The organism is Gemmatimonadota bacterium (assembly GCA_026702745.1).
GTDB lineage: Bacteria > JAAXHH01 > JAAXHH01 > JAAXHH01 > JAAXHH01 > JAAXHH01.
Genome location: JAPPBT010000036.1, coordinates 14754 through 31081 on the forward strand (window position 1 = coordinate 14754; position 16328 = coordinate 31081).

Annotated in this window: 16 protein-coding genes; 3 read left to right on the forward strand and 13 right to left on the reverse strand. The window is 60.8% G+C overall.

Translation table 11 applies throughout. The annotated features are described in order from the left end of the window. Window positions 1-562: 562 nt before the first annotated feature. The 12 genes from OXH56_06325 to OXH56_06380 form a co-directional block, all read right to left on the reverse strand. Window positions 563-937 (reverse strand): cytochrome C oxidase subunit IV family protein, encoded by a 375-nt coding sequence (locus tag OXH56_06325; GenBank protein MCY3554923.1) that lies wholly within the window; start codon window positions 935-937, stop codon window positions 563-565. A gap of 10 nt (window positions 938-947) precedes the next feature. Next, entirely contained in the window at window positions 948-1580 is a 633-nt protein-coding gene (locus OXH56_06330) for a cytochrome c oxidase subunit 3 family protein (protein MCY3554924.1), read from the reverse strand. A 150-nt stretch (window positions 1581-1730) separates the two neighbouring features. After that, complete coding sequence (locus OXH56_06335; protein MCY3554925.1) at window positions 1731-3359, reverse strand: cbb3-type cytochrome c oxidase subunit I; 1629 nt, start codon at window positions 3357-3359, stop codon at window positions 1731-1733. A 35-nt stretch (window positions 3360-3394) separates the two neighbouring features. Continuing rightward, window positions 3395-4342: a cytochrome c oxidase subunit II gene (gene coxB / locus OXH56_06340; GenBank protein ID MCY3554926.1), complete on the reverse strand. Its 948-nt coding sequence runs from the start codon at window positions 4340-4342 to the stop codon at window positions 3395-3397. 65 nt (window positions 4343-4407) lie between these two features. Next, window positions 4408-5322 (reverse strand): SCO family protein, encoded by a 915-nt coding sequence (locus tag OXH56_06345; protein MCY3554927.1) that lies wholly within the window; start codon window positions 5320-5322, stop codon window positions 4408-4410. 1 nt (window position 5323) lies between these two features. Continuing rightward, complete coding sequence (locus OXH56_06350; GenBank protein ID MCY3554928.1) at window positions 5324-5779, reverse strand: hypothetical protein; 456 nt, start codon at window positions 5777-5779, stop codon at window positions 5324-5326. 24 nt (window positions 5780-5803) lie between these two features. Continuing rightward, window positions 5804-7015 carry a hypothetical protein gene (locus OXH56_06355; GenBank protein MCY3554929.1) on the reverse strand — a complete coding sequence of 404 codons (1212 nt, stop codon included), beginning with the start codon at window positions 7013-7015 and terminating at the stop codon, window positions 5804-5806. After that, window positions 7012-7614: a cytochrome c gene (locus OXH56_06360; protein ID MCY3554930.1), complete on the reverse strand. Its 603-nt coding sequence runs from the start codon at window positions 7612-7614 to the stop codon at window positions 7012-7014. Before OXH56_06360 ends, OXH56_06355 begins: the two co-directional genes overlap by 4 nt. Further along, window positions 7604-8152 carry a DUF3341 domain-containing protein gene (locus tag OXH56_06365; protein MCY3554931.1) on the reverse strand — a complete coding sequence of 183 codons (549 nt, stop codon included), beginning with the start codon at window positions 8150-8152 and terminating at the stop codon, window positions 7604-7606. Before OXH56_06365 ends, OXH56_06360 begins: the two co-directional genes overlap by 11 nt. A gap of 1 nt (window position 8153) precedes the next feature. Then, a complete protein-coding gene (gene nrfD, locus OXH56_06370) occupies window positions 8154-9548 on the reverse strand; it encodes a polysulfide reductase NrfD (protein MCY3554932.1) in 1395 nt (464 codons plus the stop codon). 59 nt (window positions 9549-9607) lie between these two features. Beyond that, window positions 9608-12622 carry a TAT-variant-translocated molybdopterin oxidoreductase gene (locus OXH56_06375; protein MCY3554933.1) on the reverse strand — a complete coding sequence of 1005 codons (3015 nt, stop codon included), beginning with the start codon at window positions 12620-12622 and terminating at the stop codon, window positions 9608-9610. 24 nt (window positions 12623-12646) lie between these two features. After that, complete coding sequence (locus OXH56_06380; GenBank protein ID MCY3554934.1) at window positions 12647-13315, reverse strand: cytochrome c3 family protein; 669 nt, start codon at window positions 13313-13315, stop codon at window positions 12647-12649. A 422-nt stretch (window positions 13316-13737) separates the two neighbouring features. Here OXH56_06380 and OXH56_06385 point away from each other — a divergent pair, with 422 nt between their 5' ends. Then, window positions 13738-14184, forward strand: coding sequence for a hypothetical protein (locus tag OXH56_06385; protein MCY3554935.1), 447 nt, complete (start codon window positions 13738-13740; stop codon window positions 14182-14184). A 59-nt stretch (window positions 14185-14243) separates the two neighbouring features. After that, window positions 14244-14645, forward strand: coding sequence for a ferredoxin:thioredoxin reductase (locus OXH56_06390; GenBank protein MCY3554936.1), 402 nt, complete (start codon window positions 14244-14246; stop codon window positions 14643-14645). Between the two features lie 87 nt (window positions 14646-14732). Here the strand turns inward: OXH56_06390 and OXH56_06395 are convergent, their stop codons facing one another. After that, a complete protein-coding gene (locus OXH56_06395) occupies window positions 14733-15695 on the reverse strand; it encodes a phosphoglycerate dehydrogenase (GenBank protein ID MCY3554937.1) in 963 nt (320 codons plus the stop codon). Between the two features lie 265 nt (window positions 15696-15960). On the opposite strand from OXH56_06395, the gene OXH56_06400 reads away from it, so the two are divergent. Continuing rightward, window positions 15961-16328 (forward strand): class I SAM-dependent methyltransferase (locus tag OXH56_06400; protein MCY3554938.1); only part of this gene is annotated, 368 nt, incomplete at its 3' end.

Genomic DNA, 16328 nt, shown 5'->3' on the forward strand with positions numbered 1-16328 from the left:
CGAACGGATGTCTTTGATGTCGGCTTCAACGTGTTCGAACCGCTGTTTGGTGTCCGTTCGGAACTCCGTCAATTCCGAACGGATGTCTTTGATGTCGGCTTCAACGTGTTCGAACCGCTGTTTGGTGTCCTTTCTCGAAGACAGTACAACGTCCTTAAGAACATCTATTGAGCGCAATATCTGTTCTTCCGTGTTCGTATCCGAAATACCTTTCAACATGACCCCCTCCTTATGCAACTGAATGAACCGAGGTTATACAGCATACACGAATGATACGGGAACGAGTACCGGCCATGATGGAGATCCCGCGCGGCACAATACACGTCCCATGTCCTAAAGGGAATAGTCAGAATTGAAAGGGCTATATCGTGTTTTTTTTAATCTGATCCGTCGTCGACAGGAAATAACACCGCACCCGCGCCACGACCGGTGCTTCGGCAGTAGCGGCCATTTGACCATAGAAGAAGGTTAGCCGAAGAGCAGACCGTCAGCCGAAGGCATGGACGATTCGCCAATCAGGCGTAACGACCGACGACTTTGCAGAGGACAGCGTCCCGCAACGCTACCAGCCCGCGGGATTGTCCTGCCAGGTGCGGCCGATGTAGTCGAAGAAGGTGATGATGAGGAGAATGAGCAGCCAGAAGATGGCGGCGGCGGCGGCGAGCTTGGTCTGGCCGGGGCTGAACTTCAGGTGCATGAAGTACAGGATCACCAGGATCGCCTTGACACTGGCGATGAACATGGCCACAGGCGTGTTGAGAAAGCCCAGTTCCAGGGTGGCCGCCCACACGGTCACGGCGGTGAGGACCAGCAGTGCCGTGAAGATGGTCAGGTAGTTGGCCGTGGTGGCGATGTGGGGGCCGTGGTGGTCCCCGTGGCCGCCTTCGGCTTGATGGCTGTCTGCGGCTTGATGGCCGTGTTCTGCGTGTTCAGTCATGAGTTGATTCCTATACGGCCAGTCCGCCGATGAGGTACAGCAGCGGGAAGAGGAAGATCCAGACCAGGTCGACAAAGTGCCAGTACAGGCCGAAATTTTCGATCGGCGCGTAGTACTCGGGGGTGAACTTGTTCTGCCAGACGCGGATCAGCAGCCAGACGATGAGCACGAGTCCAATGAGAACGTGCAGGCCGTGCGTCCCGGTCATGCAGAAGTAGAAGCCGTAGAACAGCTGGATGGTCTGCCCGTCGCCCAGGCCGGTCCACAGGAAATTGTATCCGGGAATGAGGCCGTCGTGCAGCTTGTGGGAATACTCGATGTACTTGTTCACCATGAACACGAGGCCGAGTACGAGGGTCAGCACCAGGAAGATCAGGATGTGGTTCTTCTTCCCGAGCTGGGCCGCACGGACGGCGAAGGCCATGGTGACGCTGCTGGTGATCAGGGCGACGGTGTTCAGGCCGCCCAGGAAGACGTCGAGATTCTGGCTTCCGATGACGAAGGATTCGTAATACTCGCTCCGATAGATCGAATATCCCAGGAAGAACCCGCCGAAGAACATGACCTCCGTCAGCAGAAACAGCCACATCCCCAGGCTCGCGGCATCGTTCTGCTGGTCCATGTCGTCGAACTGATGACGCATGTATTCCGGATGCTCGGCGTGTTCATCGTGGCCGTGGACGGCCGTTTCCGTACTGACTGACAAGATCGTGCTCCTTAAACAGATGGACTGCGGGCACGCTGTGCGCCCGCGGGCCGAGTGCGCCGCCGACGCGCGTGCTGCCCGCGCGGATTACGCGTGTTCGTGCTCTTTCTCTTCCTCGTGCACCGGGTTCTCAATCACCTCGCCGTAGTCGTACGGCTCCTCTTCCACGATCGGCGTGGTCGGGAAGTTGTGCTCCGGCGGCGGCGAGGAGAGGATCCATTCCAGCCCCGTGGCCCGCCAGGGATTGGGACCGGATACTCTCCCGTACTTCAGCGACCAGAGCAGGTAGATCGCCGGGACGATGAACGCCACGGCCAGGATGGTGGCACCGGCCGAAGACATGATGTTCAAAAGCTGCCACTCTTCCGGGTAGACGTGATAGCGCCGCGGCATGCCGAGGTAGCCCACGATGAACTGCGGGAAGAAGGTCAGGTTGAACCCGGCGAAGATCAGGAAGGCGGCCAGGCGCGACCAGGCTTCAGGATACATGCGGCCGGAAATCTTGGGCCACCAGAAGTGGAGCGCCGCCATGAAGGCCGTTACTGCGCCGCCCACCATTACGTAGTGGAAGTGGGCTACCACGAAGTACGTGTCGTGCATGTGGATGTCCAGCCCCATGATGGCCAGGAACACGCCGGTGAGCCCGCCTATTGAAAAGAGCCCGATGAAACCCAGGGCGTAGAGCATGGGAGCGTCATAGGACACCGAACCCCTGTAGATGGTCGCCATCCAGTTGAACACCTTGATCGCCGAAGGCACCGCCACGAGCATGGTGATGAAGGAGAAGACCATGCCGGCGTAGATCGACTGCCCGCTCACGAAGAGGTGGTGGCCCCAGACGAAGAAGCCCAGGACCGCGATCGAGACGCTGGACATGGCGATGAATTCGTAGCCGAAGATCCGCTTGCGGCTGAAGGCGGCGATGACCTCGGAAATGACCCCCATGCCGGGCAGGATCATGATGTACACCGCCGGATGGGAGTAGAACCAGAACAGGTGCTGGAACAGGACCGGGTCGCCGCCCAGGGCGGGGTCGAATATGCCGATGTGCAGGCCGCGCTCGACCATCATGAGAGCGAGCGTGATGGCGATGACCGGCGTGCCGAGGACCATGATCAGGCTCGTGGCGTACATGCCCCACACGAAGAGGGGCATCTTGAACCAGGTAATGCCCGGCGCCCGCATCTTGTGAATGGTCACCATGAAGTTCAGCCCGGTCAGGATGGAGGAGAATCCGGCGATGAAGGCCGCCATGCCCGCCAGGATCACGTTGCTGTTGGAATAGGTGCTGCTGAAGGGGGTGTAGAAGGTCCACCCCGTGTCCACGCCACCGAGCAAGGTCGTCAGCACGCCGAAGGTACCGCCGAAGATGAAGAGGTACCAGCTCATCAGGTTCAGCTTCGGGAAGGCCACGTCCTTGGCCCCGATCATGAGCGGCATGATGAAGTTCCCGAACACGGCCGGGATCGACGGGATCAGGAAGAAGAAGATCATGACGATGCCGTGCATGGAAAAGGCCACGTTGTACTGGTCCGCTTCCATGAGGTCCGCTTCGGGCGTTGCCAGTTCCAGGCGGATCAGGCTGGCGAAGGTGCCCCCGATCAGGAAGAAGAAGGTGATCGAGAACAGGTACAGCAGCCCCACGCGCTTGTGGTCCATCGTCAGCAGCCAGGACTTGATCGAGTAGGCCGCGTTCAGGAAGTGGTCGCGGGGCATCCGGTGTTCGGAAGCCCCCTGCTGGGCGATGGTGCTCATTGGGCGCCCTCCGTACTCGGCAGCGATTTGATATAGGAAATCAGATTGAAGATGTTGGTCTCCGTGATCTGACCCTGGTAGGTCGGCATGATCGACGGATAGCCGGCCACGAGGCGGACCCTGGGATTCACGATGGATTCCCGGATATAGGCTTCGTCGATCACGATGCGTTCACCGCTGGCAAGGACTTCCTCCGTGCCGAATTTGCCGTTCAAGGACGGCCCCCGGGACCCGGCCTGGTCGCTGTGGCACGTATCGCAGTTGAGCTGCGAGAAGAGCCGCGCCCCGGCCTCCTCGGGCGTCTCGTCGGCCACGCCGCCGCCCAGCCAGTCCTGGTAGTCTTCCGGTTCCATGGCGTAAACGCTTCCGATCATCAACGAGTGTTCGGTGCCGCAGTATTCGGCGCAGAACAGGTGGTACTTGCCGGGTTTCGTCGCTTCGAAGGTCAACGAAGTGTACCTTCCGGGGATCACGTCGTTCTTCACCCGGAACGCCGGGATGAAGAAGCTGTGTATGACGTCCTCGGACGCCATGGTCAGCTTCACCGGCGTGTCGATCGGCACGTGCATTTCGTTGATTTCCCGCTGTCCCGTCGGGTGCTGTATGTGCCACATCCACTGCTTGCCCACCACGTAGTACTCCATGGCGCCTTCGGGGATCTGGTACACCTTGAAGAAGATCCAGACGCCCCAGGCAAACATGATCAGCATGAGAACGAGTGGAATAGCGGACCACGTGATTTCAAGGCCCAGGTGGCCGTGCGTCTGGGTTTCCGCCTGCTGGTCCTCGGTGCGGCGCCGGTACTTCATGGCGAAGACGAAGATCAGGACGCAGATCAGGGCCATGAAGAAAATGCTGACGGCCACTACGAAAAAGTACAGCAAATCGACGTCAAAGGCAATGGTTGATGCGATCTCGGGATGCAGTTGGAATTGGTTGTTCATACGCTCACTTTACGGTTAAGTCCGGCCTCAACGTCCGGCCTCATCGACCGGCCTTCATCGTCCGGTTACGCATCTTCTCCGCGTTCGATCCGTTCCCGCCGCCGCCGGCGGTCCCGCTTGAACATGACGACCATGAAGGAACCCATGGCCAGCAGCGTGGCCAGCCCCGCGAGGCGCATCGCGTTCATGATGGCGACGCCGTACCGGCCCTGCTCGGGATCGTAGTTGAAACAGTACAGCATGATCTGGTCGAACACGTTGCCCAGTTTTTCCTCGGAAGATTCGATAATGGCCAGCCGGATGTCCTCAGACGGGTACTCGATCCCGAAGAAGTAGTGCGAAACCGTGCCCTTCGGACTGATGATCATGATGGCGCTGCCGTGGACGAACTGCCCTTCCGTTTCGTCGTAGACGTAGTTGAAGCCGACGGATTCGGTCAGCGCGTCGATCGCCGGCGCTTCGCCCGTGAGGAAATGCCAGCCTTCCCCGGTACCGGGCCGCCCGTAGCGCTGCGTATAAACCGCCTTCTTCTGCGACGCGAGCGTCGGGGATTCCCGGGGGTCGAAACTGACGGTCACGACCTCGAATTCCTCCCCGATACTGTAATTCAGAGGGGCCAGGCTCCGGTTGAGCCCGTTGAGCACCTCCGTGCACAGCATGGGGCAGTCGTAGTAGACCAGCGTCAGGATGACCGGCTTGTCGCCGAAGTAGTTGCCCAGGCTTACCGGCGTGCCCGTTTCGTCGTTGAACTCCAGATCCAGGGGCAGGGAGACGCCGATTCTCTGTTCGATGCCCACGTGCCTGAGGATTTCGGGCGTGGCGCTCGCGTCCAGGCCGGGTCCCGTGCCGATATCCTTCATGACGGCCGGGCCGCTCTCGCCTTCCTGCCCGTAGGCCCCGCCAGGCGTGGTGAGCAGGACCGCGACCGCGATGAGTCCCGCGGCGACAGCGGCAAATCTGTATGGTTTGCGGGTCATCATCCTACGGTCCTTCCCCGGTCTGTTCGTCCCCGGTCTGTTCGTCCCCGGTATCGGCCGCCGAGGGCAGCCTGTACCGGTCGTCGGTCGCAATCAGGTGCATGGCCCGCTCAATGGGAATCTGGACGATTTCCGCCGTGCGGATCACCCACCCGTAGTTGTTCAGCTTCTTCGCTTCCGCCTCCTGGAGGGCGATCAGGTCTTCCTCGGGGATGACCTGGAGCCGTGGTTCGGGCGGTAGCGCGTCCGCTTCAATCAGGGGCGCCGGTGCGTCGAACGTCATCGCGTTGTAGTCTTCGATCACCACGAACATCAGCCACATCAGTACCATGGAGATGATGGCCAGTACCGTAAGGCCGATGCCGAACTTGATGACCAGGGGCACGTTGGTCTCGAATACTTCGTGTCCCCGTTCTACCGAGGCCTGGTCAACCATGTTATGGTCTTTGCCGTGATTCATGCCGTCCTCATATAATACACGTTCCTAGGCCTTTGCCTTCGAGACCGGTGCCTTCGAGACCGAAGCCACGAGTTCCTCGAACCGGGGATCCTTCTGCGGGATCAACGGATACCGCTTCAGCCGGTTCAGGACAAAGAAAAACCAGATGCCGAACAGTCCGACGGGAACCATCACGTCCATCACGCTGACACTGAACCCGTCGAGCCGGAAATTCGGCGCCACGTGCCAGAAGATGTCGACCAGGTGCATGACCAGGATGAACCAGGCCACGCGTACCAGCCTCCGCGGGTCCCGCTTCCTCGGTATGGACAGGAGCAGGAAGAAGGCGATTACAAACCGGCAGAGGACAAGGACGACGGACAGGACTTCCCAGCCTCCGTGGACGCGGTGTACGTACCAGGGGTTCTCTTCCGGCAGGTTCGCCGCCCAGATGATAAGGAACTGGGACAGCATCATGTAGAACCAGAGCAGCGTAAAGGCCAGCAGGAGCTTGCCCCAGTCGTGGAACCGGTCCGCGTCGGCGAGTTCCGATATGGGCTCGTGTTTCCGGAGCCAGGTCATCATGATGATAATAAACGAAAGGGTCGCGCCGCCGGCGTTCACGATCATCATGACCCCGTAGAGCGTCGAGAACCAGTGTGGATCGGTGGACATTACCCAGTCGAAGGACGCGAAGGTCATGGTCAGGGCGAACACCACGACGCCGGGTCCGCATACGTTGCGCATCTTGTCCGTCAGTCCGGGGTCGCCCGACGTATCCTGGGACGTGGACCACCTGATCAGCAGGAAGGCTGCGGTGATCCAGATGGCGAAGTAGAAGACCGTCCGGGCGATGAAGAAGGGCACGTTGAGATAGGATTCCTTGTGCTGCAGGATCGGATCGACGGCCACCACTTCCGCGTGCGTCCAATGGTACAGGTCGTGCATGCCCAGCACGATGGGTATGAAGAGGACGAGCAGCACGGGCAGTGTGCTCATGCCGGCTTCGAGCAGACGCTGGATGACGAATCCCCATCGGCCGCCGATGAGGTGGTGCAGCATGGTAAAGGCCATGCATACCAGGGCTATGCCCGCGCAGATCATGTAGCCCACCAGATAGGCCTGGTAGAATCCGGACATCCCGTCCGAGCCGAAGGCGTAAAGCAATCCGCCCAGTACCAGGATGACGCCGACGGTCAAAGCCCGGGACTGAATGCTGCTGAACTGCGCCAGGAGATTGCTGGAAATCGCTGTCATTCTTCCACTTCCACGATTTGCCGGATGCGTTGCTGATCGGATTCCGGCAGTTCGGCCAACTCGGCGCCCTGGCTCATCTGCAGCGCCCGGATATAGGCGGCGATGGCCCATCGGTCGGCCGGATCGATGCGTTCTTCGTAACTGTACATGTTGCCGAAGCCGTTGGTCACCACGTCGAAGTAATGCCCCACTTCCACGTCGAGGAGCCGCTGGCTGTGAAAGGACTCCGGCTGCTTCATGCCGCGCTGCACGATCATGCCGAGTCCGTCTCCCGTCTTGCTGTGGCACGGCGCGCAGTAGATGTCGTACCGTTCCTGTCCTCGCTTCAGCATTTCAATGGTTACCGTGCTGGGGAACGTCGTCGCCAGCGCGCCGTCGATCTTGCCCGTGTAGAAATGCTCGTCCAGCCTCAGGTGGCCCCGGGCAATGGTCCCATCCACCGCGGGACGCACCGACCGCCGGTCGCCGAAGAAGTCGCTCTCCTCGAAGGGCTCGGCGCGCGGCTGATCGTGCATGTCCTGCCGGCAGGCCGCCGTGACGGCCAGGCACAGGACGCACAGGAAACCGGCGTACAGGAGGGTCATAGGGCTACGCTTCAACTTCGTTCACCTCGTGCGGGTTCAGCTCTTCGAGAAACTGCCGGGTCGCGTCCTTTTCGAAGTACGGGTCTTCCGCCTCGATGCACAGGAAGAACCGGTCCTGCGTGGCGTACCGAAACCGCTCGATATCGAAAAGCGGATGGTTCGGCCGGGGCAGCTTGTTCATGACCATCATGCCGATCAGCGCGGCGAAGGAAGCGAACAGGACCGTGCACTCGAACATGACCGGGATGAAGGCCGGCCAGCTGTTCAGGGGCCGGCCGCCCACGTTGATCGGGTAGTGGATCACGGAGGCGAACCACTGCATGAAGAAACCCACGGCGCATCCGGTCAGCCCGCCGATCAGGATCACCAGCGCCACCTTGTTCTTGTGGAGGTGCTGGATGTCCAGCAATTCGTCGAGGGGGTAGGGCGTGTAGGTCTCGATATGATGGTACCCGGCGTCCACGGTCTTCTGCGTGGCTTCCACGATGGCTTCCTCGTTTTCAAACTCGGCCACGAGGCCGCGCAGTTCGGGCTGGGCGGGTCCGTGATTCATCTCAGGCGTCCTTCTTGTTCCGGTGCTTCGGTATGATCATCTTCATCTCGGACATGGGGATCATGGGCAGGAACCGGATGAACAGGCACATCATGAACAGGAAGAATCCGATGGTCCCGATGTACAGGCTCCAGTCCCAGATCGTGCCAGCGTAGTAGTCCCACGACGAAGGCATGTAGTCGTTGGCCAGGCTGGTCACGACGATGACGAACCGTTCCAGCCACATGCCGACACCGACGATCAGGGAGACGATAAACAGCACGAGGGGACTTCGGCGGGCGCGCTTCCACCAGAGAATCTGTATGCTGACGGCGTTGCAGAAGATCAGCGCCCAGTAAACCGGCGCGTACTGGCCGGTCATGCGGTTCCACATCATGAACCCTTCGTACGGGCTCGCGCTGTACCACGATATGAAGGCCTCCATGGCGTATCCGTACACGACGATGAAGCCCGTCGCCAGGGTCACCTTGCCCATGTTCTCCAGGTGGCGCGTCGTGATCAGTCCCTGCAGTCCGAACCAGTGCCGCACGGGGATGGTCAGCGTCAGCACCATGGCGAATCCGGCGTAGATGGCGCCGGCCACGAAGTAGGGCGGGAACACGGTGGTATGCCAGCCCGGGATCAGCGAGACGGCGAAGTCGAGCGAAACGATGGAGTGCACGGACAGCACCAGGGGCGTGGAAAGGCCGGCCAGGATCAGGTAGGCCTTCTCGTAACGGGCCCAGTGGGAGGACGCGCCGCGCCAGCCCATGGCGAATATGCCGTAGATCCGCGCGACAACGGGATGCTTCGCCCGGTCCCGCAGGGTGCCGAGATCCGGGATCATCCCCATGTACCAGAAGATCAGGGAAACGGTGAAGTAGGTGGACACGGCGAAGACGTCCCAGACCAGCGGCGACCGCCACTGGGGCCACAGGGACATGGTGTTGGGCAGCGGAAGCAGCCAGTAGGCCAGCCAGGGACGGCCCACGTGGAGCAGCGGGAACATGCCGGCGCACATCACGGCAAAGATCGTCATGGCTTCCGCGAACCGGTTGATCGAGTTGCGCCAGTCCTGCCGCATGAGGTGCAGGATGGCGGAGATCAGCGTCCCGGCGTGTCCGATCCCGATCCACCAGACGAAGTTGATGATGGCGAATCCCCAGCCGACCGGTACGTTCAGGCCCCAGATGCCGGTCCCGATCAGCACCAGCCATGTGATGGAAATGCCCAGCATGCCGACGACGGGCAGCAACACAGCCACGGCCAGGTACCAGCCCCACGGCGTATCCGCCCGCAGGACGATGTTGGATATCTTCTGCGTGACGGTGGTATTGTTGTACTCGGGCGCTACGAAACCATCGCCCGTGTACTTGTCGACCTTTTCTATGTCGACTGCCTGATCTTGTTGCGACAAGGAGTTACTCCTCTATCACGGCGGGTCCTGACCGCCGTGCCTCGCGTCCCGCTTCCGGCTCACGCCTCCAGGACCGGGTTCGGATTGCGTATCCGCCCCAGGTACGTCGTGCGCGGCTTGGTAAGCAGGTCCGTCAGCATCCCGTAGTTCAACGGGCTGGCTTTCAATCTGGATACCTTGCTATCCGCGTCCTTCGTGTTCCCGAAGGTGATCGCCTGGGACGGGCAGGCCTGTTGGCAGGCCGTCAGGATCTCGCCGTCGGCGATGTCGCGGTCTTCCTTCTTCGCGTCGATCCGGGCGACGTTGATGCGCTGGACGCAGTAGGTGCACTTCTCCATGACCCCGCGGCTGCGTACCGTCACGTCCGGGTTCCGTCCCAGCTGCAGACTCGGCGTTTCGAAGTCGGAATACAGGTAGAAGTTGAAACGCCGGACCTTGTAGGGACAGTTATTCGAACAGTAGCGAGTACCCACGCAGCGGTTGTAGACCATGTCGTTCAGGCCTTCCTTGCTGTGCACGGTTGCGCCGACGGGGCAGACCAGTTCGCAGGGGGCGTTTTCGCACTGCATGCACGGCACGGGCTGATGGAAAGTCTCCGGCGCGTCGAGATCCCCCCGGTAATAGCGGTCGATCCGGATCCAGTGCATCTCGCGGGCATTGGCCACTTCTTCCTTGCCTACGACGGAGATGTTGTTCTCCGACTGGCAGGCGATGGTGCACGTATTGCAGCCGTTGCACTTGTTCAGGTCGATGACCATGCCCCACGCATTGGGCCCGTCGTAAGCGTGATCGTCGGGATAGAGATTGCGTTCCGGGTCGGGTTCTTCCCACATCTCCTGGATCACGTGGGGATCGTCTTTGAAGGTCTCGATGTCGCTGACGCGGATCAGGTTGCGGTCGCGGGACATGCTGCCCAGGCCTTCGAGTTCCATGGCGTGGTGGTCCTGCGTGCTGTAGATGTCGAAGGTGTCCCCGGTCGGCGTAACCTGAAGTCCTCCGCCGAAATCAGGGCTGGTGGAGGATCGGATCGAATAGGCGTCGAACCCCGCCTTCGTGCCCAACTGGCCCGCGCGGCTTCGTCCGTAGCCCAGGTGCACCGTGACCGTTTCGTCCGGGTGGCCGGGCAGGATCCACACGGGGGCGTTCACCCTGCGGTCCTGAAAGGCCAGTTCGACCACGTCGGTGTTTTCGACCCCCAGCCGATTCGCCATGGAGGGGCCCATCAGCGCTGCGTTGTCCCAGGTCAGCTTGGTCAGCGGCTTGGGCAACTCCTGCAGCCAGCCGTTGTTGGCGTAGTATCCGTCCCATACGGTCGGGTCCGCCCGGAAAATGAGTTCCGTACCGGCTTCCGGTCCCGGTGCCTCGCCCACGGCCGCGGCGATGTCACCGACCGATACAGCCTTAGGCGCCAGTGCGGATCCGGTGATGAACCCGTCGTGCACGGTGGTCTGCCAGAAGGTCTCGAAGGCCTGCGACCCTTGATAACCCTGGGCCTGCCAGTGCTCGCGGACGGAATCGTAACCCTTCTTCATGGCGTTGCCCGTCAGCGCCGCCACGATTTCGTGGGCGCTCCTGCCGCGGTACAGCGGAGCGATGAGCGGCTGGACGACGGTCAACGTGCCATCGTAGGACCGGGCGTCGCTCCAGGCTTCCAGGTCGTGGGCCATCGGGAGGTGCCAGTGGCAAAGTTCCGCCGTCTCGTCGTGATACAGGCCGGCGTGCACGCGCATCGCCACGTTGTCCATGGCTGTCGTGAACGCGAGGTCCGCCGGCGTGCTGTAGACGGGGTTGACGCCGATCGTGACCAGCAGGTCGACCTCGCCGTTCCGCATGTCGTTGACCAGCGCGGTGATCGATTCGGTCTGGTTGACGGGAGACGCTTCGATGGACTCGGAATAGGTAACGGTGTTCCCCGTGTTGCCCAGTACGTCGTTCATCGCGTGGACGAGGGCATGCACGGCGGGCGGCTGGTGGTCGCCCGTGACCACGAGGCAGGCGCCGGCGTGGGCGCGGAGATCGTCCACCACGGCGGAAACCCAGCGCTGCGTGTCCTCGTCGCCTTCCGCGCCGGCGGATACGGATACGCCGAGCCCCGCGGCAATCATCCGGGCGAGCCCTTCGATCTCTCCCGCGCGGCGGTTGAGCAGATGATCGGCCTGCGCGCCGGTCAGCGAAGGCGTACTCTCGATGACGTACAGCCGGTTCATGTTGTCGGGATCGTTCCCGTCCCGGCGGGAGGCGAAGTCCCGGGCATAGCGTACGGCGCCGGGGCCGGTCGTCAGGAAGTCTCCGTCGAGGGACAGGATCACGTCCGCCTTTTTGACGGCGCAGCGGGTGGACACGATTTCGCCAAAGGCCAGCTTGGAACCTTCCCTGGCGTTGTCCAGGGTGACCGGGTCGTACTGGTGCCAGCGGGCGCCGGGGTACCGGGCCAGCAGGGCTTCCAGTTGCCCGTGCAGGGTCGGTGAGGTGACGGTGCCGGTCAGTACGCGAATGCCGCCGCCCTGTTTCTCCACCTGGTTGGACAGGGCTTCGTTCAGCTCGTTCAGGTAGGCATCGTAGGTGGTGATGCGGCCACGCCTGATCACCGACTGGGACCGGTCCGGGTCGTACATCGTCAGGACGGAAGCCTGGGCGAATGCGTCCGTCGATCCCAGGCTGGCGGGGTGTTCCGGGTTGCCCTCCACCTTGGTGGGCCGGCCCATGTGGCTTTCCACCAGGATGCCGTTCGCCACCCCGTCGTGGACGTAGGCCGAGGCGTAGTACAGGGGCTTGCCCGGGACGATCTCTTCCGGGGGCAGCACGTAGGGAATGATCTTCTCGGACGGCTGCCGGGTACAGGCCGTGGCGCCGGCCAGGGCGATGGAGGCACCCATCAGCTTCAGGAACTTCCGCCGGCTGACCGGATTCGCCTTGACCTCTTCCACGTGCTGCGGGAATTCCTTCTCCATGAATGACTGGAATTCCTCGGTCTCGGCCAGCTGATCCAGGCTGCGCCAGTATTCAGGTGCGCCGTTCTTTCCTGAGTTCATCGCTACCGCTTCCGTGATGTGCCGTTCCGAAGTCTGATTCATGATATAATTTCTAGGCTGATCCCGTTAACGGTGACAGATGGAACAGTCTTCCAGCTGATCCTTGTTGACCCGGTAGCCCCGGATCAGTTGCGCGCCGAGAGCTCTCTGATCCATGGGCGCCGAGTAGTCCGGCTGCGATTCGAACTTGTACACGTCCGCCCGTTCCCGGATGAAATCCTCGGGGCCGCGATGGCACTCGAGGCACCACATCATCTGCAGCGATTCCTCCTGCCACATCAGGGCCATCTCGTTGACGGCGCCGTGGCAGGACTCGCAGCCGATGCCTTTGGTTACATGAATACTATGATCGAAATACACGTAGTCCGGCAGGTCGTGCACCCGGGTCCATTCGAGCGACTCCCCGGTCGCGTAACTGGTCCGTACCGGTTCGAGCATGGGCGCGTCGGTCCACACCTGGGAGTGGCAGCTCATGCACGTCTTGGTCGCCGGAAGGCCGGCGAAGGCGCTCGTTTCCACCGATGCGTGGCAGTACCGGCAGTCGATGCCGAGTTGATTGACGTGGTGCCTGTGGCTGAAAGGAACGGGCTGGGGTCTAACCTGGTGCTGCCGGGTAACGTAGGAGGTTGAGCCGAGGTAGAAAATGACGCCGAATGTGGTTGCCAGGAGAAGCGCCCCGCCGACGATGCTCGCCTTGAGCCACGTGTTCGCGGCGGGGGAGAAAATCTGTGGCATATGAACTCGTTCTATCTTTCTATAGATGCGTTCTTCACCAATTGACCGGATGCTCAACAACAGTCATGCACGATATACCGAGCCGCAATCAAAGTCAATATAAATCGGCACGACACATACCTTTTTTATCGACGTTTACCCATGCCTTTCGGGATCGGTCCGGCCGGGTTGACATCAGACGTGGAATGGGCTAAGTTATCGACAACACCTTGCCGGCGACTCCCCACTCGGAAACGGGGGACGGCATGCGGCCATCCTCAGGAACAGGGCGGATCTCATGAAGGCATTGGATAACATCAGAATGGATAAGAGCGCCGTTTCGGTTGTATCGCTACATGAAGATTCGGACGAAAGGGAGTTCTGGCATTCCAGGACGCCCCGTGAACGCTTGGAAGCCCTTGAACTGATGCGACAGATCAACTATGGCTACGATCCAGCTACCGCACGACTTCAGAGAGTTCTTGAGGTTGCTCAACGCGCACCAGGTTGAATACCTGCTGATTGGCGGCTACGCGGTCAGTTATCACGGCTACCCGCGAGCGACAGGCGACATGGACGTGTGGATAGCGACCCGTCGGGACAACGCCGCAAGACTGCTTGCCGCCTTACGGGAATTCGGGATGGACGTAATAAAGTTCTCGCCCGAACTTTTTTCTCAAGAGAACCAGATCGTCCGAATGGGCGTACCTCCCCTGAGAATCGAACTTCTGACGACGATATCCGGTGTTACTTTCGATCGCTGTTACGCAGAACGGATTACTGAAGTGATCGATGAGGTTGAAGTACCTATTATCAATCTGCAACACTTGAAACAGAACAAGAAAGCGAGTGGAAGGCATAAGGATTTGAACGATTTGAAAAACCTTTGAAAACAAGTTGTCACGGGCATACAGGCATAAGTAATCCCCCTCTACCCAAGGAGAGGCCAATGAACGAGCAGCAACCGTCGGAGAAGAGCATGCAGCGCATGCAAAAGTACTGTGACAAGTACTGGGAAAAGACGGGTACCTCGCCTCATCCGAACGCGGAAGTGACCGATTCCGTGGTCAAGGGTCTCGCCGCCCACGTGGACGAACTGGGCCGGCCCCTGTGCCCGTGCAATTTCTATCCCGACAAGAAGGCCGAACTGGAACGAAGCCGCGAGTGGGTCTGCGCTTGCGATGAGATGAAGATCTGGAAGTACTGCCACTGCCTGCTGTTCGTCACGCCCGAGGGCCTTCCGATTACCGAATACCTTCCCGAAGACCACGAAGGCCGGCAGATGTACGGCCTGGTCGAGGATCCGACGCCGGACAAGGGCAGGGAGGCGCGGCACCGCGCACCGGAGTGAGTCTCGACGAAGCTCGCCACCCTCGATCAGCTCGCCACCCTCGTTAAGACCCGCCACGCGGTCTGTTTCACCTCGCGGTTTGCGCTATCATTTCACGACGTTTTGCGGCCGGCCCTCTAAAAAGGCGATGACGTTGTTCACCGCCCCCTCGTTGAGCAGTTCGACGCCCTCCGGGGTCATGTCCGCGCAGTGAGGGGTCAGGACGACCTGTTCCATCTCGAGCAGCGGATGGCCCGCGGGTAACGGCTCCTCCTCGAAGACGTCCAGGGCCGCGCCGCCCAGGTGACCCGATCGAAGCGCTGCCACCAGCGCGTCCGTATCCACCAGGCCCCCCCGGCCGCAGTTGATCAGCAACGCGCCCGGTTTCATGCTTGCCAGCGAATCCCGATTGATCATGTACCGGCTGTACTCCGTCAGCATGACGTGCAGCGACACCACGTCCGATTTCTCCAGCAGTTCGTCGAGTTCCACGTAGGTCAACCCGATCTCCCGGGCCCTTTCATCCGACGGGTTGTACGTCCAGGCGATCACCTCCATGCCCACGCTTCCCGCCAGTCTCGCCATCTCCGATCCGATGGGACCGGTTCCGATCACGCCGAGGGTCTTCCCCTTGAGATAGTACGCGTCCAGCCGGGGCCACTGGCCGGCTTTCATGGCGCCTGTGAAGAACGCCGCCCTTTTCGCGAGGGCGAACATCAGGCCGAAGGCGTGCTCCGCGACGACCGGCGCCGTACGACCGGGCTGGTTGGAGATGACGATGCCGCATTCCCGCGCCGCTTCCAGATCGAAACAGTCGACGCCGATCGAACAGGTCGCGATCATGCGGAGATCGGGCAGCGCGCGGAGGACGTCCCCGGGCCACGTCACAAGCCCCCGGGAGTTGATCATTACCGCGGCGCCGCTGGCCCGTTCGATCTTCTCTTCCGCCGTTTCCGGCCGATCGGTGTGCAGGACGACCTCTCCATAGGCTTCAAGCCGTTCCAGGTGGGGCGATCCCTGCATCTGGGGCGGGTCGTCCCCGGGTATGACGATACGTAATCGGTCAGGCATGGTTCCCTCAATATTTGCGTGGATCGATACCGTGCGACGTTTGGCGACGTCAGTGCATTGCTTTTCATTTCCAGGCTGGTTGCCGTGTTGGAATGTACCAAGTGGAGATTAAATCGGAAAGCACGGAAATATTGAAACATCCTGCATCTGCATCCTTACATATGTATAATAGTCGAGGATCAGGCTGCATGTATGGAAAGGAATCGGAGTCGGTCCGTGGATTACGGTCCGGTATCAGGCTGTTTTTGGATGAGGAGCGTATGGTATGTCGGAATACGACAGGAAAGACGCCGGGTTATACGACAGCTTTTCGACGGGACTCGAAGGCGATGAGGCATTCTACACGGAGGAAGCCACCAGGGTGGAGGGCCCCGTGCTGGAGCTCGGCTGCGGTACGGGCCGGATCATGATCCCGATCGCCGAGTCGGGCGTGTCCATCGTGGGCCTGGACCGGGCTCCCGCGATGCTGGAGGTGGCGCGCCGCAAGATGGACGCGCTGCCGGACGAAACGAAACGACGCATGGAAATCGTCGAAGGCGATATGAGGACGTTCAGCCTGGAGCGGCGCTTTCCGCTGGCCATCATGCCGTACCGCGCGTTCCTTCACATGATGAGCGGCGAGGACCAGCGCCG